The organism is Bacillus cereus group sp. MYBK216-1, from assembly GCF_051916495.1.
GTDB classification, from domain to species: domain Bacteria; phylum Bacillota; class Bacilli; order Bacillales; family Bacillaceae_G; genus Bacillus_A; species Bacillus_A thuringiensis_K.
Genome location: NZ_JBQAGT010000005.1, coordinates 247984 through 274518, shown reverse-complemented (window position 1 = coordinate 274518; position 26535 = coordinate 247984). Strand labels below are relative to the sequence as shown.

Genomic DNA, 26535 nt, shown 5'->3' with positions numbered 1-26535 from the left:
TATTTCGAATATAACTAGAAACCTATGAGTCATATAGAATGAAAAACGCTTTCCTATATTTTTTGTTATATTACAGGATATTAACGACTGATTACGAATGGTTTGTAATTGTGTGTTTTCCCCAAATCCGAAAAAATCTGTTGCTATAATGAGGACACGAAAACAAACGCAATGGAGGCTATCATGAAAAAATTAATTGGTATAGCAACAGCAGCAGTTTTTGGTCTTGGGATTTTCACATCATCTGCTAATGCAGAAACTGTTGTAACAACAGACGTACTAAACGTACGCGAAAACCCTACTACGGAATCAAAAGTTGTCGGTAAATTACTAAACGGTAATAAAATAGATGTTCAAAATACAGAAAACGGATGGTCAAAAGTTACTTTAGACGGTAAAGACGCATTCGTAAGTGCAGAGTTCACAAAAAGCATCTACTACGTAACAGCTAACGTATTAAACGTACGTGCTGAAGCGAACACAAACTCAGAAATTCTTGGAAAGTTGAAGAAAGACGATGTAATCGAAACAACGAACCAAGTACAAAATGAGTGGTTACAATTTGAATATAACGGGAAAACAGCTTATGTTCATGTTCCTTTCTTAACAGGTACAGCACCTGTGATTGAGAAACAAGAAACAACTGCCCCTGCTAAAGCTGAAGCACCAGCTAAGGCTCAAACACCTGCAGCACAAGCAAAACCAGCTGCTAAGCCTGCTGTGAAAGCTGCTGAAACTAGCACACCATCTGGTGGTCGTGAGTTAACTGTGGTAGCTACAGCATATACAGCTCACCCGAGCGAAAACGGTGGCACATATGGCGGCCGTGTATTAACTGCAATGGGTCATGATTTAACTGCGAATCCAAACATGAAAATGATCGCTGTTGACCCGAAAGTAATCCCATTAGGATCTAAAGTATGGGTAGAAGGTTACGGAGAAGCTATCGCTGGAGATACTGGTGGTGCAATTAAAGGTAACCGTATCGACATCCTGCTTGGATCAGATAGTGCTGCTCAAAAATGGGGACGCAAAACTGTTAAAGTGAAAATTTTAAAATAACCAATGACTGCTGAAGCCAGTTCTCCTTGTTGAGAGCTGGCTTTTATTTTTTTATAATACATATAAGGAGGTTATATCCATGAATGTAGAAGCAAAAGTAGACTGGATCGGTACACCAAAACCGTATATATATAAAGATGAAGTAGCATACGACGCTACTTCCATTGACTTTTCACTCGCTGGTGATGACAATCGATATAAATTAATTATGCTCAAGTCTGAAGAAAATACACATCACAAATTTGTCCGATATGGAATCAAACCTGGCTCACAAAAGCCATTTCCTATCGACATTCCATTTGAACAAAACATGTTACCAATTATAGAGCAAATATTACATGATCCGTATGTACAAGCGATATTAAAGGAAACGCACTCATAATTGTAAAAAAAGATATCAACGGTTTGGCACGAAATATTGATTTAGCTACAAAATAAAGAGGCTGTTCAATATTGAACAGCCTCTCTCCTATTAACGAGTTGGACCAGATACATCTTCTGATTTCAACGTATTATTTGCACCAAGAGAATGATACAACATCTTTCCATTTCCATTCACAGTTACAATATGTTCGTTATTAAAACTTTTGAACTTCACAGATCCATCACCGTAACGAATATGATACTCTTCATATGTCGTTACTTTATATTTCGTAGCACTTTGACGCTCTACATTACGAACTTCCATCGTTAATAAGTCTTCTGTAATTCCTTTTTTGTGTAAATACTGTATATAATCACGGTCTTCCTTATACGATTTCCCGCTCTTATCATAATTATTTTCAATTAAACTAAAATCATTTAATGAAATTGCACGTACGTTATCATAAATATGATTTCTTACAAATTCGCCCACTGCTGAACTTGATGTTTCTTTCGGGAATTTTAAGTAATACGTGCTTTGGTCTCCAATTTTAACACTTTCAGATTTCATCACACCAAAATCAGTAGTTTTCTCTAAATGTACTTCTACTGTTTCATCTGTGGATACAGGGCCAAGCTTATAACTTCCATAATTTAATTTTCCACGTTTTTTCCCATTCACAAATACAGTTGCATCACTTTCATCAGAAGAAATACTTACATACTTGCCTTCAAGCGATAAATCCACTTTCACCTTCTCGCTCTGTTCATCCGCTAAATCTACTTCTTTCTCTGTTTCTAATTCAGTAAGTTCTGTCTTCGCCGTTGCCTTTACAACATATGTACCTGGGAAGTATGGCCCCAACTCTTTCGAAGTTTTATCACTAGAAAGCTCTGTTTCTTTTTTGTCATTCACATATATTTCTGCGTTTTTTGCAGTTGTACTAACGCTCATATAATAAGATTTCATGCTGAACTTATACTTTGGATATAAGAACCACTCTTTTCCCTCTTCTACTATTTCCCCGTCCTTAAATGAAGATTTATCTTTTGTTAACTTTTGATCTACTGTCTCTTTCTGTAAATAAGAAAGTAATTGTTTGTTGTAAGAAGGATTCTCTTTTAAATAACGCATGTACGCTTTAATATCCTCTGTCTTAATCTTTAAGCTTGAATCATTCGCTTTTACAAACTCATCAATTGCATTAATATCTTTCTTTTGGAATGCTTCAATCATTACATTTACTTGCTTTTCTTTTGAAAACTTATATGCTCCAAATTTATATGCCCCAAATAATAATGCAGCAATAATGGCAAAACCAATGATTAAAAATAAATTTTTCTTACTTTTCACTGGTTTTGTCTCGCTTTGTAATTCTGTATATGAAGCAGCAGTGTTATCAACGATTACTTCTACTTTACTCCCACACTCAGGACAAAAGTTCAAATGGTCTGCAACATTCTTTTTACATGTTCCACAAAACTTCAACGTGCTCTCCTCCTATTTTTTAGCTAATTTCATTCCAGCAAATGCCGCTACATATGTCACAATAAGACTAAACAAAGTTAAATATATAAATGAATTTTGCATAGATAGTACTGTTCCACTTGTTCCAAATAAACTTGTTACAGTTCCTGAAACATTAATTTGGAACTTAGAAATCATATTCATTACAATCATCATAATTGTGTAAGAACCACTGCATACCGCTAATGTAATATATATATTGGCAGTCGGTAATTTAGCTAACTTTCTTCCCGCTCTAAACATAAAGAACAACGGAATAATAAGCAGTAATAAACCGTAATGGAATACGTTATTCACTTTATCAAATTCTGCAAGGCTTTCCTCATTTGCTCCTTTTGAAATCAATATCTCTCTAAGCTCTACGCCATTTACAGAGACGCCTGATATAAATGAAAACGATAGTGTGCTCTCATATGTATTTGATTTCTTACCAATTCTAGTAAATTCCTTACTAAGTGCTGGACTTGATACTTCTAACGGCGCAAAATGAGCCATACTCCATAATTGAGGTGTTAACTCTAATGCTAATAATGTACTTTCAGATTTTAAAGTTGTTATTTCTTTTAATGGTTCAATACCATCTTCCTTACTTACTAACGCCATAATACAAACCGCTACTGCTGTTACTAAAAGTCCTTTTATCATAGCTGAAACACCGTAATAAACAGACGCTCCATATGGCATTAACTCTTGAAATGCTGCTGCCATATTGTTTTTGCTTGTATGAGCAATAAATCCTAATAAGGTAAATAATGTCCCACATACAAAACCACTCAATAAACTCTTAATCGCTGAATAGCCAACCGTAATCTTACCTGCTTCTGAGAATGGAATTGCAAAAGATTGTGATGCTATAAAACTTATAATGAATAAAAAGACTCCATAAATAATACCAACTGTTGCTGCCATAAAGATTTGATCTTTAATCGTTTTCGCAACATGCTGTTTCCCTAACCAAATTCCTGTACCAGCAAAAATAATAAATGGAATGATTAATAATAATGTAAATGGAGTATGCCAAGATAAAGAAAATATCAATCCACTATCATCGTTAGCTGTAAAACCAAGTAAATGATAACTTAACATCGTAGAAGTTGCACTCGAATAAAAACTTGGCAACATTTCTAATTCTTTCGCAAATTTGCTAAACATCTCACTTAACATAGAGGCAAATAATAAACTACCAATCCAACCAGCAATTAACATGAGAATACTTGCAACAGCCCCACCAATCAAACCTTTTTGTAAAACGGCTTTATCTGCTTTAAATTCAACTTTAGGAGCACCATCCATTGTAGGCAATTTTACAGATTGTTCTTTTTTCTTCACAACAGATAAAGAATACCCACACTTTTTACAATATAAATTTTTTTGGGCATTTTCACTGCCACAACCTTTGCAGTATTTTGCAGTATCTTTTTCTAATGTTACTGCATCTATAGCTCCTGCAATCTCCATACTACCTTCATTTGGGCAATAATTTACTTCTTCACCATGTTGTTTTCCACATGTGCGACAATACATTTAATTCACTCCCCACTTTGCTTAATTCCACAAACTGGACAGTAAGTAGAGTTTTTATCGATATGCTCATTACATGAAATACAATTTACCGTTTCACCTTCATTTTCTACTGCTAACATCGGGTTAGGCTTTCCACATGAACCACAAAACTTATCATTTATTGATAAAGGTCCACCACATTCACATGTAGCTTTTTCACCTTGTTGTTTTTGCAATTCAACAATGCGCTTTCTTGCTTGATAAATAGCTACATCAAATTCTTGAACTGGAGCAATCATTTCTTTTAAGCTCGCTTCATTTACTCCACTTCCTCTTAATTGAACATACACTTGCTGTCCAACCTCTAATAGAACCTCTGCTTTTTTCTGCATTTGCACTTGCATTCCCTTTTTCAATTGAGCAATTTCTTGTGCAACTTGCAACTTCATTTTCCCTTGTTCTATTCCTTCTTGTAACTTATTCATTCCACTACCTAACTTCGTCTGTAAATCTGACAAATTACTTCTCCTCCTATACGTATATATTCATATACGAAATTAACATTTTATATATTACCATGATTTTCAAGTTATGTAATCCAAATTTCATTTTTTCTGTTTTGAGCATTTTTTGTTTATAATGGTAAAGGAAAGAAATATGTGTACGGAGGAATATTATGCTGCAACACTCAATTACGAAAGATGAAATTATGATGATTGCGAATGAGTTCGTTCAAGGACTAGATCCACAGCAAACAGCTGATCAGGAACATGTCGCTACAGCTCGGCACCTATATCGTAGTGGTGTTGTCTACAACGTTGACTTTGATGGTTATACACTGTCAGGAACTGTAGATGCGGAAGGCAACGTATATAGCGTTCATATTCCGATTCGTAATGTCGCTGAAAGTTATTGTGATTGCTTCGCACCAACACAATGTGAGCATATGCTCGCTGTATTGCTATCTGCAGCGTCTAGTTTCGGGCAAGTAGGAGATGTATTAACTTTATTTAAAAATAATACGAAACCTTCCCTTCCTCCTATTAGAACTGCAAGACAAGTATTGCAATCATCAGCTTTTGAAGAAACGGATTATAAAAGTTGGGAATCATATTTTGAAAAAGAATATGAATCATTTAAAAAAGAACAAGCTCGCCTTACTTATAAACAAATGTATTTTCTTATGAGTATCTTTACAGATTTCTATACGAAGCTTGAGCGGAAAGCTCCGCGCGTCATCGCCATACATGAATTATTCAGGTTACATGCAGCAATTTACTGCTTTCAAAAATTATTAGAAGAAATTCAGGCATTCGAAGCAAACAAAACGTATTCTTATCACCAACCTGTTAATGTCATTCGCCTATTTGTAGATAAAGTGGAATCCATCGTTCGGGACTTACAATCAGAAGCGATTCCTTCAGAGTCTGAAATAATTTTGCAAGAAACAGCTCGTCTCGTTCATGAAGTATTCTTCTCTACCGACGCTTATACGCAAGAGCGATTTTTCATTTATCGTCACATATGGAGTGAACTTTTAAACAATAAAGAGAACATACAAGAGGAAGAAAAACGAATCGATACGAAAATCAATCCACTATCCAAAGCATTAGCGTCTTCTCATCTTCTCTTTTTAAATGATGAAGATTTACTAGCGATGGACTTACTAAAGAAACAACCTGCTTCTGTTGTGAGTCTATACTTCTATTGGTTAGAAGAACTATTAAGTGCCATGCAATGGGATCGTGCAAAAAACTGGCTTTCCTTTACGTATAAACAAGTAAAGAAAACGATCCAAGATCACGAAAATACGATTTTCATAAAAGATATCGTTCGGCTATTTGTAATCATGTATGAAACATATGCAACACATACAAATGAACAAGCTGGTTTTGAAATGATTTTACAAGAACTATTGCCGTATAGTTTCACAAACTACGAACAGTACGTACTCGCGAAAAAACAGTATCGCACATGGGCAGAGCTTCATCTCTTATATGGATTTGAGGCAATTGAACTGTTGAAAGAGCCACTGAAAGATATTGAAAAAGAAGCGCCAGAAGTGGCACTTCCTCTTTACCATCTTGCTGCTGTAGAGGCGATTGAAGAACGAAATCGTAAATCATATAAACGTGCAGTTCGTTACTTAAAGAAATTACGTACATTATATAAACGATTAAAACGCACCGATGAATGGGATGCTTTCATTATTCACATCGCCAATCTCCATTCACGTCTGCGTGCACTACAAGAGGAATTACGGAAAGGAAAATTAATCGATGATCAATCAAACTGAAGTAACAATTAGGCTCCAGCATGTTAGTCAAGGTTGGTTCCTTTGGGGAGAAGATGACAGCGGTACTCCATTATCCGTAACAAGTTGGAAACGAAATGCATTCACATGGCACTCCACTTCTTTCTACGGTACGTTTCTAAAAGAAGCAACCTTCGAAGGAAAACAAGGTGTGCTGCTAACAAATGCACAAGCCTTTGAATACATTGCAAACAAACCGATGAATTCCTTTGCACATATTCAAATAAACGGCACGATTACAGCACTTACGAAAGATGCAAATGAACTATGGGATGCCTTTACGAGTGGTAGTTTCGTACCAGATATGAATCATTGGCCTAAACAACCATCTTGGAAAGTTCAAAATACACCAATTGAAGATGACACATTAGCATCGCTTTTCTCAGCAGCAGTAAATGAAAGCATATTACAAGATAATCGCTCAAATGACGGCTGGGAAGATGCTAAAAGACTATATGAACATTATGACTTTACGAAAAGACAATTGGAAACAGCACTACATGAAGAAGATTGGCTTCGGAAAATTGGTTATATTGAAGATGATCTTCCGTTTACAATCGGACTAAGACTACAAGAACCACAAGAAGAATTTGAAATGTGGAAACTTGAAACAATTGTGACACCAAAGCGCGGGGCGCATCGCATATATGTATATGAAAACATCGATTCCTTACCGAAAAGATGGCACGATTACGAAGAACGGATTACAGAAACACAAGAAGGTTTTAGTAAACTCATACCGTGGTTAAAAGAAGGAGATACGTTCCGAAATGAACTCTTTGAAACAGAAGCGTGGAACTTCTTAACAGAAGCAAGCGACGAGTTACTTGCAGCCGGTATTACAATTTTACTACCATCATGGTGGCAAAATTTAAAAGCAACAAAACCGAAATTACGTGTCCAGCTGAAGCAAAATACAGCACAAACACAATCGTTCTTCGGTATGAATACGCTCGTTAATTTTGATTGGCGCATTTCGACGAACGGCATTGATTTATCAGAAAGCGAATTTTTCGAACTCGTTGAACAAAATAAACGTCTATTCAATATAAACGGTCAATGGATGCGACTAGATCCAGCCTTTATCGAAGAAGTAAGGAAACTCATGAACCGTGCCGATAAATACGGACTAGAGATGAAAGATGTCCTGCAGCAACATTTATCAAATACGGCTGAAACAGAAATTGTAGAAGATGATAGTCCGTTTACTGATATTGAAATCGAACTAGATGGATATTATGAGGAACTATTCCAAAAGCTGCTTCATATTGGAGATATTCCAAAAGTAGATGTCCCTACTTCACTAAACGCAACACTTCGTCCGTATCAACAACACGGCATTGAATGGTTGTTATATTTACGAAAGCTTGGATTTGGAGCATTGCTAGCTGACGATATGGGACTCGGGAAAAGTATTCAAACAATCTCTTACTTACTATATATAAAAGAAAACAATCTCAAAACAGGCCCTGCATTAATCGTAGCGCCGACATCTGTTCTTGGAAATTGGCAAAAAGAATTTGAGCGTTTCGCACCGAATTTACGTGTTCAATTACATTACGGAAGTAATAGAGATAAGGGCAATTCTTTTGAAGATTTCCTTCAATCAGCAGATGTTGTATTAACATCTTATGCATTGGCTCAACTCGATGAGGAAGAACTAACTTCATTATGCTGGGATGCTGTTATTTTGGATGAAGCACAAAATATTAAGAACCCACATACGAAACAGTCGAAAGCAGTACGAAACTTGCAAGCAAATCACAAAATCGCTTTAACTGGTACACCGATGGAAAATCGCCTCGCTGAACTTTGGTCCATTTTCGACTTTATTAATCATGGATATCTCGGAAGCTTAGGGCAATTCCAACGCCGCTTCGTCACACCAATTGAAAAGGATCGTGATGAAGGAAAAATCCAGCAAGTTCAACGGTTTATCTCACCATTTTTACTGCGCCGAACGAAGAAAGATCAAACAGTCGCATTAAATTTACCAGATAAACAAGAACAAAAAGCTTACTGTCCTCTTACTGGTGAACAAGCTTCCTTATATGAACAACTTGTTCAAGATACACTGCAAAATGTCGAAGGATTAAGTGGAATTGAAAGACGCGGCTTTATATTACTTATGTTGAACAAGCTAAAACAAATTTGTAATCATCCTGCTCTTTATTTAAAAGAAGAAGAACCACAAAATGTCGTTGAACGCTCTATGAAAACAAAAACGTTAATGGAGCTCATCGAAAATATAAAAGATCAAAATGAAAGTTGCCTCATCTTCACTCAGTACATCGGCATGGGAAACATGCTAAAACGTGTGCTAGAAGAACAATTTGGCCAGCGTGTTCTCTTCTTAAACGGTAGTGTACCGAAAAAAGATCGCGACAAGATGATTGAGGAGTTCCAAAACGGAACGTATGACATTTTTATCTTATCCTTAAAAGCTGGCGGAACAGGATTAAACTTAACCGCTGCCAACCATGTCATTCACTACGATCGTTGGTGGAACCCAGCTGTGGAAAATCAAGCAACAGACCGCGCATATCGTATTGGTCAAAAACGATTTGTTCATGTTCACAAACTTATTACAACAGGAACATTAGAAGAAAAAATTGATGAAATGCTAGAAAGAAAACAATCTCTAAACAATGCAGTCATCACAAGCGATAGTTGGATGACTGAACTATCAACAGACGAACTAAAAGAATTACTTGGTGTATAAAGTGAAACTTTAATTAGGCTAATTACGTAGAGTTTTACTACCCGCAAAAAAAGCGCTAATCTCGAAATGAGATTAGCGCTTTTTTCTATTCCAAAACCAATTACTTATTATAATCCCCGTTAACCCGCCGCACGTATCAAGCAATGAATCTTGCCACATTGGTGTACGGTCTCCCGTATACCATTGGTGAATTTCATCAAATGTTGCATAACCCGAAACGAAAAGAAGGGCATATATAAAACATCTTTTCCTCGAATAACCTGATCGATGAAAAGCGTAATAAATCAATGAACCTAGCATAAAGAACACCATAAAATGAGCACCTTTACGAAGGAAAAACTCAATAAATCCGCCTACACCTTTATTCGCAATACTAACCGGGGTTCCTCCACCATAATCGATAGATACCCATGAAAAATGCTCTTTCACAAATTCAACATTTACATATTGTTCAATATCTGAACGCATATCCTGCTTTTTATATGGTTGTGCCGAAGAATAGAAAATCAGCCCCATCCATAGTAATACAGGAATCCAAAATAACCATTTACGATTCATTATCCAGAATTCTCCTCTCTTAATCTTTTAAGGGTACCAAAAAAAAGAAAAAATTTCACGCCAAAACATGACATTTGCATCCTATTTATAAAGTGAAAGGAGGTGATACACATGGCAATTGAAACAATCGTAATGGATTTAACTTTACGTCTTGTCTTAAACAACGGATTAGATAAGAACGGCAAAACAGTTTTCAAGAGCAAACAATTTAAACGTGTTAAAACAAATGCGAGCTTAGATCAAGTACACAATGTAGCTCATGCTCTAGCTTCCTTACAAGCATCACCACTTCACGCTGTACAACTTGTAAGCACATCAGATCTTTCTAAACTATAAAGTAAAACTCGGATCAGTGGGGATTTTATTCATCCCCGCTGATTATTAGCCCACAATTTAACCGGCAGACCCAAATCTCGTAAATAGCGGGATAAATACAAAGGAGGGAATAACACATGCAAGTACTAGAGTTGATTTTCGCGAAAGAAGATGGAAAAACAGTCGTTTTTTCTATCGATACGCCCATCACACCAATCGATGCACAAGTCGTAAATCAAGTAATGGATACAATCCTTGCCTCATCTGTATTTTCATCCATTGATGAAAATACAAGAAAAAAGGGAGCTCGCCTTGTAGAAAAAAATGTATCTGAAGTTCCCATTACTCTATAAAATGAAAAAGACGAATCTGCATCATTTTGCAGATTCGTCTTTTTTCTTCGGCATTTCAATCGGAATAAAAATCTTTGAGAAACCGACGCATACGTACTTATAATGTTCTTCACCTATATCAAACTCAGTCGTATATGTTGAGAAGAATATATAATCATTTCGCTTCGTATAATGATCAATTAATAACCCAACTTGTGGCTCAACATACTTTTTAGCTAACTTTTTACCGGCCGATGCCAAGTCGCCAAGGAGACCCTCTTCATTCTCTTTTTGAACTTCATCTAGCTTCTTACTCACATCATTACGCTTCATAAACTGCTTCGCTGCCCATTCTGTATATTCTCCCTTACTCGGATTACTGTTTGCTAAATATACTAGGAGAACGACAACTAAAGCCATAATAATATACTTTTTCTTCATACTATATCACCGCCTACTCTTTTCTATTTTCATATATATGTACAAGCGATGCAAATTAGAAAGACTATCACCTATTGATTGTAAACGAATAGCCAAAATTTACAATATGAAATAGAATATTAACAATCAATTTACTTAATTTATATATAATTATATTCAGAATGAAAATTATAAGGGAGGATATAGAATTATGGATAATGAAAACAACATTTTTATTTCTAGTTCTACAATGATGCTTGAACCATGTAAACACCCTTATTACCGTACAAAAATTATCGACAGTAGCGGAAACCATCTTTACTCCTGTCAAACTGCTCTCCAACTTATACAGAAATCTTGTCTAACAAATATTCATTCTACTTATCAAGGGAGACGTAATGCCGTAAAAACAAAATTTAAATTTAAACAAAACGTTCCAATTCCGATCAATCATAGAGAATATATTTGTGCTTTCCCAACAGAATCTCCTGCTTCTCCAAATTGTATTTGGCTTTTCTTCAAACATGTTCATACAATAGAGTTTTTCAAAAAAGCTAAACAAGCTAAAATTCATTTTTCAAACGGAACTACCGTAACGATACAAATTAGTTCCCATAAGTTAAGTCAGCAATTATGGAAAGCTGGATATGTATTATCCCAAATGAACATGCAAGATTCATCACCTTAATAACAAGTAGAATGGAAGGTAGTATCTCCTTACCTTCCATTCTATTTGCTGTTTTTATCCTCTTACACTATCGCGCATTTTCTCGATTGCTTGCCGATACATCCATCTTACTTGATAATATGTCATTTCCGTCTCTAAAGCGATTTCCCCCATCGTCTTCCCTACAAAAAAGCGTTCAAAAATAATATACTTCTCCTTCTCATCTAACACGCTCATAAAATCCTTCACTCTTATTTCAACATCCTCAAAATGAAAGATATCCTCATACTCTCCTACACATACACATCTCTCCTGCACTGCGAACTCTTTCTTCAATCTCTCTAATATATAACCTCGCACCGTTACAACTGCATATGCAGGGAAACATCCCTTCTTTGCATCAAATCTTTCATACGCATGCCAAAGACCAATTAAACCACATTGATAATACTCTTCATAATCTTTACGAATACCTAATTTCTTTATTTGATTTACAATCATCCCTTCATACAAAACAACTGCCTCTTTAAAAGTCGCTGGCTTCACACAGTACCCGTTTCTAAAAGGTATACCTTTCTAGTATTCCGCGGTACCTTCACAATATAAAAATAAAGAAAAGATTTCACTGTGAGTAATTTCAAATACTACCGACAGAATTTGAAATTACACTATGTAGTATTTGAAATTTTGTTGGTGGTATTTGAAGTAAGGGTAAAAATAATAAAGGTGACTCCTTTGAAGAGTCACCTTTTTCTAAAAGAATAAATTATGCACCAAATTTTGGAGCTAGACCACTTAAACTAGTAAATCCAACTGAAAGAATAAAGAAAATAACAATTAAAATCGTTGCTTGTTTTTTACTTAGTCCAGCCGTAATATGTAATCCTAATCCCATTACAACTAATGCCCAAATATTGAAAACTTCGAATGATGAAGCAGCACCATGAGCAACTGTACCTGGCTCAAATAAAGTTGCTAAACTTGTATAAGAAGTTTCAATATCTCCACCAAGAATCATTCTAATAATAAAGTTCACAATTGCACCTAAAATTGAAATCGTATATGTGTAGACATAAATAGATAATAATTTCATGTATGAAGTATCATTACTCATAAACATCATAATCACTTTATAAATAGCTGCCGCAATGAAGAACCAAATCGCAGTACCAAATAGTCCACCAACAATACCTGCTCCTATTCCGAAGTAACCAACAACTTTAGCCGCTTCGGCATCAGGTACCTCACTCATTACATCAGGATGATTCATTACTTGATACATGCTAATCCCTGCAATTACAGCTGTTAATATAATGAAAAGGAAAAATGCCCCCCAAACCGGACTTTTCGTCTTCATTCTCTCAAACTGCTCACCTGGAGAAGTAATCATTCCTAATAATGATGGCTTCTTCGCACCTACATCTTGCGTATTAATATTTGCTTCCATTATAACGCCTCCTTCTATTTATATAACCCGTTCTAACGGGCGGTTCACTTCCTCACGCAAGAGGCTACGAACCGCCCATTAGAACGGTAATGTGTAGTTCTACTACACTATTAATTACTCATAACGCAATGCTTCAATTGGATCTAATTTCGCAGCTTTATTTGCTGGAATTAATCCGAAAATAATACCGAGTGTCATCGAGAACAGTACGCCTCCAACGACAACTTCCCATGAAACGAGCGGTGGCCATTTTGCGAATGTAGAAACGATATATGCTCCGCCATACCCAAGACCAATTCCGATCAAACCACCTAGAAGTGTTAACATAACAGCTTCAATTAAAAACTGTAATAAAATTTTACTACGCGTTGCTCCAAGTGCTTTACGTACACCAATTTCACGTGTACGCTCCGTTACAGATACAAGCATGATGTTCATAACACCAATTCCACCAACGACTAATGAAATACCAGCGATACCACCGATGATCATTGTCATAATACCGGTCATCTTCGAAATACCTTCTTGAATTTCTTTTAAATTCATAACTTCATATTTACCAGTTGCATCAGTCGGTTTACGACTATTTAAAACATCTGCAGCTTTTTTACCTGCTTTTTCTAGATTATCTACATTTTTCGCTTGAACAGAAATATTTTGAATTTCATCTTTCCCATACAATGTCGGCCATAATGAAATTGGAACTAGTGCTTCTGATGGTCCCATTCCCATAAACTCATTATCTGATTTGTAAACACCAATAATTTGCATCGGTTGACCTTTCATTTCAATAATTTTACCGACTGGATTGGCATCCTTAAACACCTTTTCTTCCATTTGTTTACTAATCATAACAACGTTATTACCTTGATCCACATCTGATTCTTGTAAAGAACGTCCCTTTAACAACTTTACTTTATTTACTGCAAAATACTCGCTATCTAATCCAGTAATACTCACCATTTCTTTTTTATCTTCAATATCAAGTGGTTCCATGCTGGAATTTGTTGTTACCACATGTGAAATTTCTGGAATTTTTTTAATTTCAAAAATGTCTTCTTCAGTTATCTTCGGTGCTTCTACCATTCCCATACCGAAAGGATCGTTTATATCTGCACTATAATGAATCGGAACCGTTTGATTACCTGCCCCAACGAACTGCGATTTCAATGCAGCTTCCCCGCCTTGCCCAATCGCAACGACAGTAATAATTGAACCTACCCCGATAATAATACCGAGCATCGTAAGAGCTGAACGCAATTTATGAGCTAAAATAGAAGAGAGGGCAATTTTTATACTATCTAGTAAACTCATACCGCACACCTTCTATCTTCTGTAACTTTCCCGTCCCGCAGTACAATGCGGCGGGAAGAATACGCTGCTACTTCCTCTTCATGCGTAACCATAACAATCGTCGTGCCTTCTGCATTAAGCTTCGTGAAAATATCCATAACTTGTTCACCAGACTTCGTATCAAGTGCACCAGTCGGTTCATCGGCCATAATGAACGTTGGATTATTTGCAATCGCTCTTGCAATCGCTACACGCTGCTTCTGTCCACCTGATAACTCATTTGGTAAATGATGCACGCGATCTGCCAATCCAACTTTACCTAGCGCCTCCAAAGCACGCTTGCGACGCTCTGCTTTCTTCACGCCACCATATACGAGCGGAAGCTCAACATTTTCCACTGCTGAAAGACGAGGTAGTAAATTAAAATGCTGGAATACAAAGCCAATGTATTCATTACGAATTAAAGCAAGCTTTGACTCGTCTGCTGTTAAGATATTCACGTCATTCAGCATATATTCACCTTCTGTTGGACGATCTAAACAACCGATAATATTCATAAGCGTCGACTTACCAGAACCAGACGGTCCCATAATCGAAACGAACTCACCGCTCTGAATTGTTAAACTAATACCATGCAAAATCGGCACCGCCAATTTTCCTTGATAATACGTTTTAGCAATATTATTTAACGTAATCATTTCTCTTTCACTTCCATTCCGTCATACACATCGTCGGAAGGATTTTTAACCACCTTTTGCCCCACTGTTACGCCTTCTACAACCTCTGTCCAGTCTCCATCAGTAGAACCTTTTTTCACATTTTGTTTACGAAGCTTTCCTTTTTCCTCAACATAAACAAATGCATCATCGCCTTTTTCTACAATGCTTTTACTTGGAACAGCAATCATCGTCTTATTCTCTAAGTTTACTTGCAGAGAAACGTGGTAACCTGGAGATAAACCATCTTGACTATCAAGGCTAGCTTTATATGTATATTGGGACATATTTTGAGTTGCTTCACCCATGCCGCCAGCTTGCGCCATCTCTGCACTTGTTGGGAACTCACTTACCTCTGTAATCTTACCTGTCCACTTCTTCTTATTATTTGCTTTTGCAGTTACAGTGAATGTTTGATCCTTTTGAATTTGTGACTTTTGAAGCTCAGTTAACGTACCTTGAACTTGGAATGGATCTTTAGAAGCTACTTGTAAAAACGCTTTTCCTTGACCACCTAACGCTTGAGGTGAACTTTGTGCCGCATCTTTATCTAACTTTTGAACAACACCAGCAAAATTACTATAAATCGTAAGTTCTTTCTGCTTCTTACTTAACTCTTCTTTCTGCAACTTCCCTTTTTCTTTCTCAAGATCAGTTGTCTTTTGAGCTATCTCTAACTCGTTTACTTGCTCGTCCATCGGATCCGTTACTTCTTTCCCAGCTCCGCTATCTTTCGCCTTCTTAATTTCTTTCTTCAATGAATCAATCTTCTTTTTCCCTTGATCATAACGCATATCCGCCATCTTCTGATCAAGCTCAGCTTGCTTCATTTGAAGATTAATCTCTTCATTGTCATAAGAGAATAATTTTGTACCTTTTTCTACCTCTTGCCCTTCTTTTACCTCAATATCTTTCACTTTCCCTTTGGTCGGATCTGCATAGAAGCTTTCAATATTACCAGGCTTCACCTGACCAGAAATTAACTTCGTATTATTCAGCTTACGCTCTGTCACTTTCTCAAAACTTACAGCATCAGCATTTGTTGATGCACCCTTCTTCTTACCTTGCATAACAAAAATATTAATTGCCGCTACAATAACAATTAGTGCAATAACCCCAATAATAATCCATTTCTTCTTCTTGTTTGGAGTACGAACCGTATTTGGTAACATAGTCTCTCTCCCTTTTATAACTTGATAGTTTAATATAAAAATTGTATAAAACTTTCTGAAAATAGATTACATATTATTTCAATGTTTTTACAAAGTTTTACACATCCATTTATATTGTAACAAAAATTCCAATGATTAGAAATATGACATTATATCTTTTAAGATAGATTTAAGGAAAGATTATATTATATAGAAAAAGCCATCCAAAATAATAATTGGATAGCTTTTTCAAACAAAATATTACGCTACTTTAGGATCTTTTCTCTCATGTCCACGTTGAACAATAAATAAGAAGATTGTTGATAAAACCGCTCCTGTTAATAGTAAGATGAAACAACCATCCCAGCCAGAACTATCAACAATAACACCAATTGCTGCGTTAGCTACAAGACTTCCGCCTACATAACCGAATAGACCACACATACCAACTGTCGTACCAACTGCAAATTTCGGTACTAATTCCATCGCACTTAAACCGATTAAGAACTGTGGTACATAAATTAAACAACCGATAATAGAAACTGCAATACTTACAACAAGTACGCTAGTTGCTTGCCAATATATAAACGTACCAATAACAACTCCAACCATACTAATAATACATAATGGCATACGTTTTCCTTTAAATAATTTATCACTTAAAAAACCAACGATTAATGAACTTGGAATTGCCATACCTTCAAAGATTGCATATGCCGCATGCGCTTCTGCTTTTGAAAATCCTTTAACTGTCGTTAAATAAAGTGGAACCCAGTTAATAACACCGAAACGAATTAAATAAACAAAAGCATTCGCAATACATAAGAACCATACAAATTTATTTTTCACTACATACTTCATTAAAATTTCTTTTGGTGACATCTTGTTAGCATTATCTGCTTTTTCAAGATTTTCATAGTCATTACGATACTCATCAATTGGAGGAAGACCTTCAGATTCTGGTGTATCCTTCGCATTGATCCAAACAAGAACTGCAATTACCATTGCGATAATCGCAGGGAAAATAAACACGCCGCCTTGCCAATGATTTTCACCGAAAATACCTACACCAATTCCGACAAGTGGTGGCACAAGCATTCCACCAACGTTATGTGAAATATTCCAAAGGCCTGTTTTCGTACCGCGTTCTTTCTTCGAGAACCATTTCGTCATAACAATACTACAAGGTGGTGCTCCCATACCTTGTACAATACCGTTAACAACAAGTAATGTAACAATCATCCCAAATGATGATGCAAAGCCGAAACAAATATTTACAAGCCCTGATAAGAATAAACCGACTGCGATAAAGCGCTGGGCGAAAGCTTTATCTGATAAATTACCCATAAAGAACTTACTAAATCCATAAACAATTGCCATTACTGAGCCTAGTAGACCAATTTCAGCTGTACTAAAACCATATTCTTGTACTAAATACGTACTTGATAACGTAAAGTTACTACGAACTAAATAATAAGCAGCATATCCAACTGAAATCCCGATTAACACACGAATACGTAGTAATCGATATACACGGTCGATCATATCCGCTGGCAATCTTTCAATTGCAGGTGCTGGCTTGAGCCATTTAAACATATATTTTCGTCTCCTTTTCTCACTTCAGAGAGAGACGCTGTCTATTCCATATCTCGATTATTCCGCTATTTGATATATTTTGGTTCGTCCTTCTAACCGGCTGTCCTTCTATTTCTTTCTCATTCTTCGCAAACATCGTTGGTACGCCAAACGACACTTTTTCTAAAATGTGACCCGCTTCTTCTGATAAACAATAATCAATAAATAAATCCGCAATAATACCACTCGGTGCACGTTTTAGTTTAGAAATCGCATTAACGGATAACCCTGTTTGCTCAGGTTCGTTACTTAAAATAGGAAAGCCTTGTTTTTGAAGCATTCTCTGATCTCCCATAAAGTTGATGCCTATCATATATTCACCGCTCGCAACAAGTTCTGCTGGGATGTAACCATTCACTGTTACTTCTCCAACTTGTTCTGCCAGATTCTTCACATATTCCTTCGCTTCCTCTTCACCTAACGTATCAATAAGTGATTGAAAAAACGTATATGCTGTACCTGAAACATTTGGATCGGGCATGACAATCTTTCCTTTATATACTGGATTCAATAAATCTTTCCATCTTAACGGATACGAGAGACCGAGCGGCGCTATTTCCTCGTTCCACTGCTCTTTATTAATCGCAATTGCCAGCTTCTCCACTTCATAACCGTACCAATAACCATCTTTATCTTTAACAGTCTTTGAAATACGATTTGCATGTTGGCTTATCACAGGAATAGAAAGATTTTTTTGCTTCATCATTTGATGCGCATCTACTGTACCGCCAATAATAATATCCGCCTTCGGATTTCCAGCTTCTTCTTCCACTCTACGAAGAAGTTCTTCTGTTGAAAGACGAATAAATTCATACGTACATCCGCGCGGTTTACAAAATGATGACAGTAACGCTTCACCAACTTCCTCACGAGCCGCTACATACGCAACAATATGACGATCATCTAAAATAGGGAGACCATTTTTACTATATTTAATAGAGGTTGTATCTCGAGAGCAACTAGACATCGCTCCTCCAATTACTAGCAAAAAGAAGAAAAAGGCTATCTTTCTCATGACGCATTCTCCTTTACGAATAACTCTGCTAGAGAGCCTTTCATATACATGACATTTCCGTTATTATCACCGAGATATTGCACAACAAAGTACGATGGATACACAGAAATCGTAAGAATATCTTCATGATCATTCTTTACACGCTTACCTGTTTTATAAGCTGTAATATAAGCAATCGGTTCATTCTGTGATTGTAATAACTTCTGAATTTCTCCGTAATCTGTAATTTGCTTTGCGTATCGAATAGAATCAAGTATGTGCGTAAGATTGATAGTACGTACCACATCACCTTGACGTACTACGACATCCTTTGCTGAAGCAAAGAAATCACTAATACGCTCTGGCGTGTAATACAGGCTTAATAAATACGTTTGAAGTGCTGAAATCATCGGATCCATGCCATTCTTTCCATATACATTTTCCCCATACTGGAACAAGTCACCTACTGCAAAAGTACGCTTATGTCCATTCAAGTACGTTACTTCTCCAGTAAATACTTGTTCTTGGCTCTTAACGTCCCCAGGCTCTATTCGAATTCGGTCAAAGAATGAAATAATCGTATGCAAACGAACTTCATCCGTTACAACGATTTCTCCCCACTTTTCATGTCTTACTTTCACTTCAATTGGAAGAGATTCATTCACCCTTTGTAAAACGGCTTGTTTATCATTTACAATGTTGATTCGATTATATATTTGCTTCTCCATAACATAAAACAAAACAAGAGAAACAATCATACAAATGACAAACATAAGAATTTGAAATGATAGCCTTTTCATTTCTGCCTACCTCCAAGATAAAAAAACGTTGTTTCGAAAATACCGCATAATTGTTTCATAAATGTATCATTTAACCGCTTTCAAGTTTTTTATGTCTTCCATCCTTCTCGGAAGCAAAAATGTAATGAATATTGTAGTACCTATTTCTTCACTACTCTCAATCCGCATGCTTCCGCCCTGCTTACTCATAATCTCCTGACAAATATACAAACCATAACCATTCCCGTAACTAGAAGGAAGTGCCTTTCCTTTCGGAGACTCATTCCACTCTGCAAGCACCACTTCATCTATACCGATGCCATCATCATGAACAAAGACCTTCGCCTCATGCTCATTTATAATTACATTCATACGAATGTGCGAAGCATCACTATACTTAATTGCATTATCAAGCACATTTAAGAAAATTTGCTTCGTCTTATCAAAATCCGCAACAACATGTACATCCGTTAACTCATTTATCACTGCAATTTCAAACTGATTTAGACGAGGCTTCACAATTGAAACTGCTTCTTCTGCCAATTCCTTTATGTTCACAACTGTAGGAGACACTTCAAACGTACTCGTCCCATATTTCGAAGACTTAAGCAATTCCTCTACAAGTGATAATAAACGCTCACTTTCCACAGCCACATAACGAAGACTTTCCTGTACATCTTCTTTCGATTGTAACTTCGGAATTAAATCAACATAACCGATAATTGCCGTTAGCGGTGTTTTTAGCTCATGCGTAATGCGGTCTAGGAAATCTTTCTGCTTCTCTTTCTCCTCCTGCAATTGCTTAATATGCAGTTCAATTCCATCGGCCATCGCGTTAAAAGATGCTGAAAGCTGAGCGATTTCCACGTACTCATTTAACTCAATCTTACTCTTATAATCACCATTCGCGAGCCGCTGTGCCATTTGTCTCAACTGATCAATTGGTTTATGAAGAGACTTCGCCAAACGAATCGCAAAGAAAATACCGGTAGCTACTAAACAAAGAGACGTCATTAAGAAAGTCCAGCTCACATTTGTTAAAACTTCCTTCTCACCCGTTAACTCATTTATAAAACGAATACTTCCAATGACATCGTTTCCATAATAAACCGGGCTTGAAAACAAAAGAATAGGAGCTGGATCCGCCTCCTCAAAAACATAAGACTTCTTTCCCTTCAAGGAACTCTCAATATCGATGTTACGGTGAAGCAATGCTCCTTTTTGTGTATCTGCAACAACATCGCCATTCTTCCCAATCATCTGCACACGGACATCCATACGCTTCGCTAAATACGACGCAATTAAAAGTGAATTAGGACCAAGCGTATCCACTTCTGCTTCCTTCTCTAAATAATTCATCGTATAAATTTGTGCTTCTACACTTAACTTTTCTAAAGAATCTGCTGCGTTATGATACATATTCTTTTCTAACGTAATATAAACAACTGCATATAAAAGAACAAAAATCGGAATTAACAGCCCAACTATTCCGAACACCATATTTCGCTTTAAAGACATACCATCACCACTTAACAATCCAGTTTATAGCCAACGCCATAAATTGTCTTAATATATTCCCCGCTCGTCCCAAGCTTCTTTCGAAGTCTCTGCACCATAATATCAACTGCTCTCGTATTTCCGATATACTCAAATCCCCATACTTTCTCAAGCAACTCATCCCTCATAAACACACGCTGCGGATTTGAAACAAATAACTGACATAAATTAAACTCTCGGTAAGTTAACTGAATCTCTTGTCCACTCACATGTACCTTTCTTTCCTTAGGACAAATCACTATCTCTCCAGCCTCAATTACTTCATGACTTACAGCCGCCTCCGTCTTCTTTACACGCCGCGCCATATTCTTAACCCGAAGAATAAGCTCCGCATAATTAAACGGCTTCGTCACATAATCATCAGCACCAAGCTGCAAGCCAAGCAACTTATCATTCATCTGACTCTTTGCCGTTAACATAAGCACCGGAATATCCCTATCCCTCTCACGGAACAAACGAAGCAACTCATACCCATCCGTATCCGGAAGCATAACATCCAAAATCAATACATCCGGCCCTTCATTCCATCGCTCCAAAGCTTCTCTCCCATCAGCCGCTGCCAATACTTCATAACCTTCCATCTCCAACTGCATCCGAATCAAATTACGAATACTCGATTCATCATCAACCACAAGTATTTTCATCATTCTCCTCCTTCCACCACGTATTATAGTACAGTTTAGTATAGCAAAAATCCTATAAAAAAAGAGAGGGTATTGTCGAACATATTTTGTCGACGATACCCTCTCCCCTTTTATTATTTAGCTACAAAATAATCCGTTACATATTGTGCCCAAACTTCATGACCTTTAGCAGTTGGGAAACCGAATTCTTCTTTTAAATATGGTAAGATAGCCTTTGTCGATGCATCCGGCCATGCTCCCCAATGATCAATATATGTATAATTATTTTGCGTTGCAAATTGTTTTAATGCTTCAATTGCTTTCGGGTAATTTTTCGCACCATACACTGGATTTGATGGTTGAATCATAATTGTAGCACTCTTTGCACTAGTAGAAAGTGCTTGAACGAACTTCTGTGTATTTGCGACAGAGTTTCCATTACCAGTTTTACCGTTATCAGTAATAAATGGTGGCTCAAATAAAATTACATCTGGATTGTCTTTCGCAATCTCTTTATCACGCTTATTTGCAATTAACTCTTCTGTGCTTTCACCCTTATATTCCTTTACAGTCACATTCCATAAACCTTTTCCGTAAGCAGTTTCTAAATTAGACGTTAACTTAGCTGCCCAAGCACCTTTTTCAGATGAAGAACCTTCATCACCAACGATAACAAGATTTACTGCTTTTTTATCCTCAGCAGCTTTCTTTAACTTCTCTTTCACTGCATCTGGCAAGTTCTTCGCATATGCTTCATTAAAAGATGACTTTGTATCTTGTTTTTTCTCTTCCTTTTTCTCTTCTTTCTTCGCTCCGCTATCTTTCACTTCATCCTTTGTTTTCGTTACTTCACTCGTTTGTCCTGTTGCATTCGCAATCTTCTTATTCCAGTACAATTTACCGCTCACAATCGAAGCAACAAACAATACAAAAATAACAAGGACAAGTACTGCTTTCTTATTCATCGATTCACCTCATCTATTAATCTCACAATATATAATACTAATATAAATCCACGCAAAAATAAACCCAACTCCTTCCAAAGGAGTTGGGTTATTACATACTACTTAGTCACTTCAAGATGTGCTCTTAATTTATTCGTTAAATCTTGTTTTGCAGCATCTGGAACATAGTAGTACCAAATACCATCAGCAGCTTTGTGGCCGTCACCTGGGATTTGGATATCCTCACTATTTTTCAAACAATCTTTATAGTTCTTTTGCATATCAAACATTTGATCTTGCGTTAAGTTTGTTTTTACGTTCTTTTGGATTGCTGTTAACACATCACCATAACTTGATAAAGAAGAGAAACTTGCGCCTTTCTTAATAACAGCTTGCATTACTTGGCGTTGACGCATTTGACGACCGAAGTCACCACGCGGGTCTTCTTTACGCATACGTGTGAATGCTAGAGCTTGATCACCTGTTAAATGCACATTACCTTTAGCAAAGTGGTGACCATTTTGTGTAAACTCTAAATCATTATTTACATCTACTCCACCTACTGCATCGACAATATCTTTAAACCCTTCCATATTCACTTCAATATAGTAATTGATAGGAATATTTAAGAATTTTTCTACTGTGGCTACAGACATATCTACACCACCAAATGCGTAAGCATGGTTGATTTTATCACTTTTGCCTTTTCCAACAATCTCTGTATATGTATCACGAGGGATACTTACTGTTTTCATTGAATTATTCTTAGGGTTTAATGTGATGACCATTAAAGAATCTGAACGTCCTTTGTCTTCACCACGTTCATCGGCCCCTAATAATAGGATTGAAACTGGTGCTGATTTACTGATTTTTTCTTCCTGTTTATTACCTTCATCACGCTTTAATGGTTTATGAACTTCATCTAATGTTTTTGAGACTTTTGAGTACACATTATAGGCATATACTCCACCACCTATAATCATTACCCCTATAATCCCTAATATCCATAATAGGATTTTCTTTTTCATTGCTATAGACCTCTTCTTTCATTTATTCTGAATAAACGCTCAGATAATACTAAAACTAATTTAGTCTATTATACTAAGAATGGAATTCTATAACTAGTATATTCTCTACTCAGTAACCAAGCCTTTAATCATGTTACTTTATAATAATCTACATACCAATTAGCAAACTCTTGTAATCCTTTTTGGATAGATGTCTCAGGTTTAAAGTCAACAGCTTTTTGCAATAAATCTGTTGATGCATAAGTAGCTGGTACATCTCCTGGTTTAATAGGTTCAAATACTTTTTCAAATACAACTTCTCTTCCTAAAGCCTTCCCTAAAGCTTTCTCTAATGTTTCGATAAATATCATTAATTTTTCAGGATTGTTATTCCCAATATTAAATACTTTATGCTCCACATCACCTTTAGGCGGATTACTTAAAAGACGTTGGATTCCTTCAACAATATCATCTATATAAGTAAAATCACGATATAAGTCATTTTCAAAATCACCATTATTAAATATATTAATTGGTTCCCCAGCAAAATATTTATCAGCAAATCCAAAGTACGCCATGTCTGGACGTCCCATAGGACCGTATACCGTAAAGAAGCGAAGTCCGGTAGCTGGAATCTTATACAAGTGACTATATGTATGAGCCATAAGTTCATTTGATTTCTTAGTAGATGCATAAAGTGACACTGGATTGTCTACAAAATCCGTTTCCTCAAATGGAACCTTTTTATTGGCACCATAAACAGAACTTGATGACGCATATACAAGATGATCTACTGGATAATGTCTACACGCTTCTAGGATATTATAAAAACCGATAACATTACTTTGAATATATACATCTGGATTTTCAATAGAATACCTTACACCTGCTTGCGCAGCTAAGTTTACAACAATATTCGGCTTATACTCTTCAAAGACCTGAATAATCATATCCTTATCAGAAATATCACCTTTAATAAAAGTAAATTTCTCATACGGTTTTAGTTGCTCTAAACGAGCATATTTAAGATTCACATCATAATAATCATTTATATTATCAACACCTATTACTTGGCAACCTTGTTCTAGCAATCTTTTAGATAAAAAGTATCCTACAAAACCAGCTGCTCCAGTGACAAGGTATTTTTTTTCATTATTTAGAGGTTTGTAATTCAATATTAGACAGCTCCTTTATACGGTCTCTACTTGTTGATTTTCTACCAATAGAATGATATTCTATACCCGCTTCTTGCATAGACTGAATATCATATATATTTCTTCCGTCATAAATTAGAGGTGTCCTCATTAATTTTTTATACATTTCTGGATTTAACGCCTTAACTTCTCCCCATTCTGTAAAGATAAAGCAAACATTTGCCCCTTCTAAAGCTTGTTCAATATTTGTTACGTATGTGATATTTCCATGTTTATTGCTTCCTTCTGGATACACTTTCGCAAAATTATTTGCACCGACTGGATCAAATGCATAAATATCAGCACCTTGCTCTAATAATAGAGGAATATTTTCAAGGGATGCAGCTTCTCTTAAATCATCTGTACCAGGTTTAAATGTTAAACCTAACACGGCTACTTTAAGACCATTAAAAGTAATTAACCGATGACTCGCCTTTTTGTATAATAAAGTCTTTTGATCTTTATTCACATCAATTGCAGCCTTTACTGTTCTTAACTCGTAACCATTTTGTCTTGCTAAATATTCTAATGCTTTCGTATCTTTAGGGAAGCATGAACCTCCAAACCCAATACCTGCATTTAAAAACTTACTTCCAATACGCTCATCAAAACTCATACCTTTTGCAACGTCTTGGATATCTGCTCCAACTAGCTCACAAAGATTTGCAATATCATTCATATAAGAAATTTTAAGGGCTAAGAAATCATTAGAGGCATATTTAATCATTTCAGCTGAACGTCTGTTTACTGAAACGATAGGTAAATGGAATGGTTTATAAAGATTCGTTAATACTTCTTCTGCCCATTTACTTTCTGTACCGATAACAATTCTTTCTGCATATAACGTATCATGAACAGCGGAACCTTGAGCTAAAAATTCTGGGTTTGATGCCACTTCAACTTTCACATTATTAACTAAAAAGTCTTGAATAAACTGCTCTACTTTATCATTTGTTCCAATTGGAACAGTCGATTTTACAACAACAAGGCAATCTTTTTCTACACTTTCGGCAATTTGTTTTGCCACAGTTGCAATATATGAAAGGTTTGCAGAACCATCAGCTTGTTCTGGGGTTCCTACACCAATAAAGATAGCATCTGCGTCTTTATACGCCGACTTGTAATCTATTGTATACTTAATTCTACCAGCGGCATAATTCTTCTGCATTAACTCCTCTAAATCAGCTTCATAAATTGGTGAAACACCAGATTTCATTAATTCAACTTTTTCTGCATCAATATCAACACAAGTTACTTGGTGCCCAACCTCAGCAAAACATACACCTGCTACTAGACCAACATATCCTGTTCCTGCTACTGCTATTTTATACATGGATAAACCTTCCTCTTCGATTTTCTATATTACCATCGCTTAACTATAGATAATAAAAACTATTCTTGTCCATTGGATA

Annotated in this window: 26 protein-coding genes; 7 read left to right on the top strand and 19 right to left on the bottom strand. The window is 36.3% G+C overall.

The features are described from left to right. Positions 1-183 precede the first annotated feature (183 nt). Both ACTFRH_RS19600 and ACTFRH_RS19595 read left to right on the top strand, forming a co-directional pair. Complete coding sequence (locus ACTFRH_RS19600) at positions 184-1062, top strand: cell wall-binding protein EntA (protein ID WP_000733340.1); 879 nt, start codon at positions 184-186, stop codon at positions 1060-1062. A 79-nt stretch (positions 1063-1141) separates the two neighbouring features. After that, positions 1142-1444, top strand: a complete 303-nt coding sequence (locus ACTFRH_RS19595; RefSeq protein ID WP_001100117.1) for a DUF3910 family protein — start codon at positions 1142-1144, stop codon at positions 1442-1444. Between the two features lie 90 nt (positions 1445-1534). Here ACTFRH_RS19595 and ACTFRH_RS19590 read toward each other — a convergent pair whose 3' ends face one another. Genes ACTFRH_RS19590 through ACTFRH_RS19580 form a run of 3 tightly spaced genes read right to left on the bottom strand, consistent with a single transcriptional unit; the run spans position 1535 to position 4974 of the window. Next, the gene (locus ACTFRH_RS19590) at positions 1535-2914 is read right to left on the bottom strand and encodes a zinc ribbon domain-containing protein (protein WP_000666886.1); all 1380 of its coding nucleotides are present in this window, start codon (positions 2912-2914) and stop codon (positions 1535-1537) included. A 12-nt stretch (positions 2915-2926) separates the two neighbouring features. Next, the gene (locus tag ACTFRH_RS19585) at positions 2927-4477 is read right to left on the bottom strand and encodes a zinc ribbon domain-containing protein (RefSeq protein ID WP_000271638.1); all 1551 of its coding nucleotides are present in this window, start codon (positions 4475-4477) and stop codon (positions 2927-2929) included. Positions 4478-4482: 5 nt separating this feature from the next. Next, complete coding sequence (locus ACTFRH_RS19580) at positions 4483-4974, bottom strand: zinc ribbon domain-containing protein (protein ID WP_001281753.1); 492 nt, start codon at positions 4972-4974, stop codon at positions 4483-4485. 158 nt (positions 4975-5132) lie between these two features. On the opposite strand from ACTFRH_RS19580, the gene ACTFRH_RS19575 reads away from it, so the two are divergent. Beyond that, positions 5133-6752, top strand: coding sequence for an SWIM zinc finger family protein (locus ACTFRH_RS19575; RefSeq protein WP_000939133.1), 1620 nt, complete (start codon positions 5133-5135; stop codon positions 6750-6752). Continuing rightward, complete coding sequence (locus ACTFRH_RS19570) at positions 6736-9492, top strand: DEAD/DEAH box helicase (protein ID WP_440048779.1); 2757 nt, start codon at positions 6736-6738, stop codon at positions 9490-9492. The genes ACTFRH_RS19575 and ACTFRH_RS19570 overlap by 17 nt, the downstream gene beginning before the upstream one ends. A 72-nt stretch (positions 9493-9564) precedes the next feature. Here ACTFRH_RS19570 and ACTFRH_RS19565 read toward each other — a convergent pair whose 3' ends face one another. Then, a complete protein-coding gene (locus ACTFRH_RS19565) occupies positions 9565-10050 on the bottom strand; it encodes a VanZ family protein (protein ID WP_202822367.1) in 486 nt (161 codons plus the stop codon). Positions 10051-10161: 111 nt separating this feature from the next. Between ACTFRH_RS19565 and ACTFRH_RS19560 the strand changes: the two genes are divergently transcribed. Beyond that, entirely contained in the window at positions 10162-10386 is a 225-nt protein-coding gene (locus ACTFRH_RS19560; RefSeq protein WP_000963861.1) for a DUF1659 domain-containing protein, read from the top strand. A gap of 116 nt (positions 10387-10502) precedes the next feature. Further along, the gene (locus ACTFRH_RS19555) at positions 10503-10718 is read left to right on the top strand and encodes a DUF2922 domain-containing protein (RefSeq protein WP_001197593.1); all 216 of its coding nucleotides are present in this window, start codon (positions 10503-10505) and stop codon (positions 10716-10718) included. Between the two features lie 21 nt (positions 10719-10739). Here ACTFRH_RS19555 and ACTFRH_RS19550 read toward each other — a convergent pair whose 3' ends face one another. Next, positions 10740-11138 (bottom strand): DUF4359 domain-containing protein, encoded by a 399-nt coding sequence (locus tag ACTFRH_RS19550; RefSeq protein WP_000731405.1) that lies wholly within the window; start codon positions 11136-11138, stop codon positions 10740-10742. Between the two features lie 190 nt (positions 11139-11328). Here ACTFRH_RS19550 and ACTFRH_RS19545 point away from each other — a divergent pair, with 190 nt between their 5' ends. Then, the gene (locus tag ACTFRH_RS19545; protein ID WP_000368311.1) at positions 11329-11805 is read left to right on the top strand and encodes a competence protein ComK; all 477 of its coding nucleotides are present in this window, start codon (positions 11329-11331) and stop codon (positions 11803-11805) included. 54 nt (positions 11806-11859) lie between these two features. Here ACTFRH_RS19545 and ACTFRH_RS19540 read toward each other — a convergent pair whose 3' ends face one another. The 14 genes from ACTFRH_RS19540 to ACTFRH_RS19475 all read right to left on the bottom strand — a co-directional run bounded on the left by ACTFRH_RS19540 (position 11860) and on the right by ACTFRH_RS19475 (position 26456). Then, positions 11860-12330 (bottom strand): sigma-70 family RNA polymerase sigma factor, encoded by a 471-nt coding sequence (locus ACTFRH_RS19540; RefSeq protein ID WP_033690027.1) that lies wholly within the window; start codon positions 12328-12330, stop codon positions 11860-11862. 220 nt (positions 12331-12550) lie between these two features. Beyond that, positions 12551-13231, bottom strand: a complete 681-nt coding sequence (locus ACTFRH_RS19535) for a Yip1 family protein (protein ID WP_000387920.1) — start codon at positions 13229-13231, stop codon at positions 12551-12553. A 114-nt stretch (positions 13232-13345) separates the two neighbouring features. Next, positions 13346-14545, bottom strand: coding sequence for an ABC transporter permease (locus ACTFRH_RS19530; RefSeq protein ID WP_000054349.1), 1200 nt, complete (start codon positions 14543-14545; stop codon positions 13346-13348). After that, the gene (locus ACTFRH_RS19525; RefSeq protein ID WP_000631624.1) at positions 14542-15222 is read right to left on the bottom strand and encodes an ABC transporter ATP-binding protein; all 681 of its coding nucleotides are present in this window, start codon (positions 15220-15222) and stop codon (positions 14542-14544) included. Before ACTFRH_RS19525 ends, ACTFRH_RS19530 begins: the two co-directional genes overlap by 4 nt. Next, positions 15219-16412, bottom strand: a complete 1194-nt coding sequence (locus tag ACTFRH_RS19520; protein WP_000937328.1) for an efflux RND transporter periplasmic adaptor subunit — start codon at positions 16410-16412, stop codon at positions 15219-15221. Before ACTFRH_RS19520 ends, ACTFRH_RS19525 begins: the two co-directional genes overlap by 4 nt. Before the next feature lie 240 nt (positions 16413-16652). Further along, entirely contained in the window at positions 16653-17987 is a 1335-nt protein-coding gene (locus tag ACTFRH_RS19515; protein ID WP_000477602.1) for an MFS transporter, read from the bottom strand. A gap of 19 nt (positions 17988-18006) precedes the next feature. Next, positions 18007-19041 (bottom strand): ABC transporter substrate-binding protein, encoded by a 1035-nt coding sequence (locus ACTFRH_RS19510; RefSeq protein WP_202822368.1) that lies wholly within the window; start codon positions 19039-19041, stop codon positions 18007-18009. Next, entirely contained in the window at positions 19038-19820 is a 783-nt protein-coding gene (locus ACTFRH_RS19505; RefSeq protein WP_000826612.1) for a DUF3919 family protein, read from the bottom strand. Before ACTFRH_RS19505 ends, ACTFRH_RS19510 begins: the two co-directional genes overlap by 4 nt. A gap of 66 nt (positions 19821-19886) precedes the next feature. Beyond that, a complete protein-coding gene (locus tag ACTFRH_RS19500; protein WP_000054017.1) occupies positions 19887-21317 on the bottom strand; it encodes a HAMP domain-containing sensor histidine kinase in 1431 nt (476 codons plus the stop codon). An 11-nt stretch (positions 21318-21328) separates the two neighbouring features. Beyond that, on the bottom strand, positions 21329-22000 hold the full coding sequence (locus tag ACTFRH_RS19495; protein WP_000699553.1) for a response regulator transcription factor: 672 nt from the start codon (positions 21998-22000) through the stop codon (positions 21329-21331). A 113-nt stretch (positions 22001-22113) separates the two neighbouring features. After that, the gene (locus ACTFRH_RS19490; RefSeq protein ID WP_202822369.1) at positions 22114-22944 is read right to left on the bottom strand and encodes an SGNH/GDSL hydrolase family protein; all 831 of its coding nucleotides are present in this window, start codon (positions 22942-22944) and stop codon (positions 22114-22116) included. A 98-nt stretch (positions 22945-23042) separates the two neighbouring features. After that, complete coding sequence (gene tagU, locus ACTFRH_RS19485) at positions 23043-23951, bottom strand: polyisoprenyl-teichoic acid--peptidoglycan teichoic acid transferase TagU (protein ID WP_202822370.1); 909 nt, start codon at positions 23949-23951, stop codon at positions 23043-23045. Positions 23952-24079: 128 nt separating this feature from the next. Then, complete coding sequence (locus ACTFRH_RS19480) at positions 24080-25105, bottom strand: NAD-dependent epimerase/dehydratase family protein (protein ID WP_202822371.1); 1026 nt, start codon at positions 25103-25105, stop codon at positions 24080-24082. After that, positions 25083-26456: a UDP-glucose dehydrogenase family protein gene (locus ACTFRH_RS19475; RefSeq protein WP_202822372.1), complete on the bottom strand. Its 1374-nt coding sequence runs from the start codon at positions 26454-26456 to the stop codon at positions 25083-25085. Before ACTFRH_RS19475 ends, ACTFRH_RS19480 begins: the two co-directional genes overlap by 23 nt. Positions 26457-26535 lie beyond the last annotated feature (79 nt).

Bases quoted from the DNA above. Each gene is read 5' to 3' on its own strand.
- ACTFRH_RS19600 (WP_000733340.1), top strand. From the start codon at position 184: ATGAAAAAATTAATTGGTATAGCAACAGCAGCAGTTTTTGGTCTTGGG.
- ACTFRH_RS19595 (WP_001100117.1), top strand. From the start codon at position 1,142: ATGAATGTAGAAGCAAAAGTAGACTGGATCGGTACACCAAAACCGTAT.
- ACTFRH_RS19585 (WP_000271638.1), bottom strand. From the start codon at position 4,477: ATGTATTGTCGCACATGTGGAAAACAACATGGTGAAGAAGTAAATTAT.
- ACTFRH_RS19575 (WP_000939133.1), top strand. From the start codon at position 5,133: ATGCTGCAACACTCAATTACGAAAGATGAAATTATGATGATTGCGAAT.
- ACTFRH_RS19570 (WP_440048779.1), top strand. From the start codon at position 6,736: ATGATCAATCAAACTGAAGTAACAATTAGGCTCCAGCATGTTAGTCAA.
- ACTFRH_RS19565 (WP_202822367.1), bottom strand. From the start codon at position 10,050: ATGAATCGTAAATGGTTATTTTGGATTCCTGTATTACTATGGATGGGG.
- ACTFRH_RS19560 (WP_000963861.1), top strand. From the start codon at position 10,162: ATGGCAATTGAAACAATCGTAATGGATTTAACTTTACGTCTTGTCTTA.
- ACTFRH_RS19555 (WP_001197593.1), top strand. From the start codon at position 10,503: ATGCAAGTACTAGAGTTGATTTTCGCGAAAGAAGATGGAAAAACAGTC.
- ACTFRH_RS19550 (WP_000731405.1), bottom strand. From the start codon at position 11,138: ATGAAGAAAAAGTATATTATTATGGCTTTAGTTGTCGTTCTCCTAGTA.
- ACTFRH_RS19545 (WP_000368311.1), top strand. From the start codon at position 11,329: ATGGATAATGAAAACAACATTTTTATTTCTAGTTCTACAATGATGCTT.
- ACTFRH_RS19535 (WP_000387920.1), bottom strand. From the start codon at position 13,231: ATGGAAGCAAATATTAATACGCAAGATGTAGGTGCGAAGAAGCCATCA.
- ACTFRH_RS19530 (WP_000054349.1), bottom strand. From the start codon at position 14,545: ATGAGTTTACTAGATAGTATAAAAATTGCCCTCTCTTCTATTTTAGCT.
- ACTFRH_RS19525 (WP_000631624.1), bottom strand. From the start codon at position 15,222: ATGATTACGTTAAATAATATTGCTAAAACGTATTATCAAGGAAAATTG.
- ACTFRH_RS19520 (WP_000937328.1), bottom strand. From the start codon at position 16,412: ATGTTACCAAATACGGTTCGTACTCCAAACAAGAAGAAGAAATGGATT.
- ACTFRH_RS19515 (WP_000477602.1), bottom strand. From the start codon at position 17,987: ATGTTTAAATGGCTCAAGCCAGCACCTGCAATTGAAAGATTGCCAGCG.
- ACTFRH_RS19510 (WP_202822368.1), bottom strand. From the start codon at position 19,041: ATGAGAAAGATAGCCTTTTTCTTCTTTTTGCTAGTAATTGGAGGAGCG.
- ACTFRH_RS19505 (WP_000826612.1), bottom strand. From the start codon at position 19,820: ATGAAAAGGCTATCATTTCAAATTCTTATGTTTGTCATTTGTATGATT.
- ACTFRH_RS19500 (WP_000054017.1), bottom strand. From the start codon at position 21,317: ATGTCTTTAAAGCGAAATATGGTGTTCGGAATAGTTGGGCTGTTAATT.
- ACTFRH_RS19495 (WP_000699553.1), bottom strand. From the start codon at position 22,000: ATGAAAATACTTGTGGTTGATGATGAATCGAGTATTCGTAATTTGATT.
- ACTFRH_RS19490 (WP_202822369.1), bottom strand. From the start codon at position 22,944: ATGAATAAGAAAGCAGTACTTGTCCTTGTTATTTTTGTATTGTTTGTT.
- tagU (WP_202822370.1), bottom strand. From the start codon at position 23,951: ATGAAAAAGAAAATCCTATTATGGATATTAGGGATTATAGGGGTAATG.
- ACTFRH_RS19475 (WP_202822372.1), bottom strand. From the start codon at position 26,456: ATGTATAAAATAGCAGTAGCAGGAACAGGATATGTTGGTCTAGTAGCA.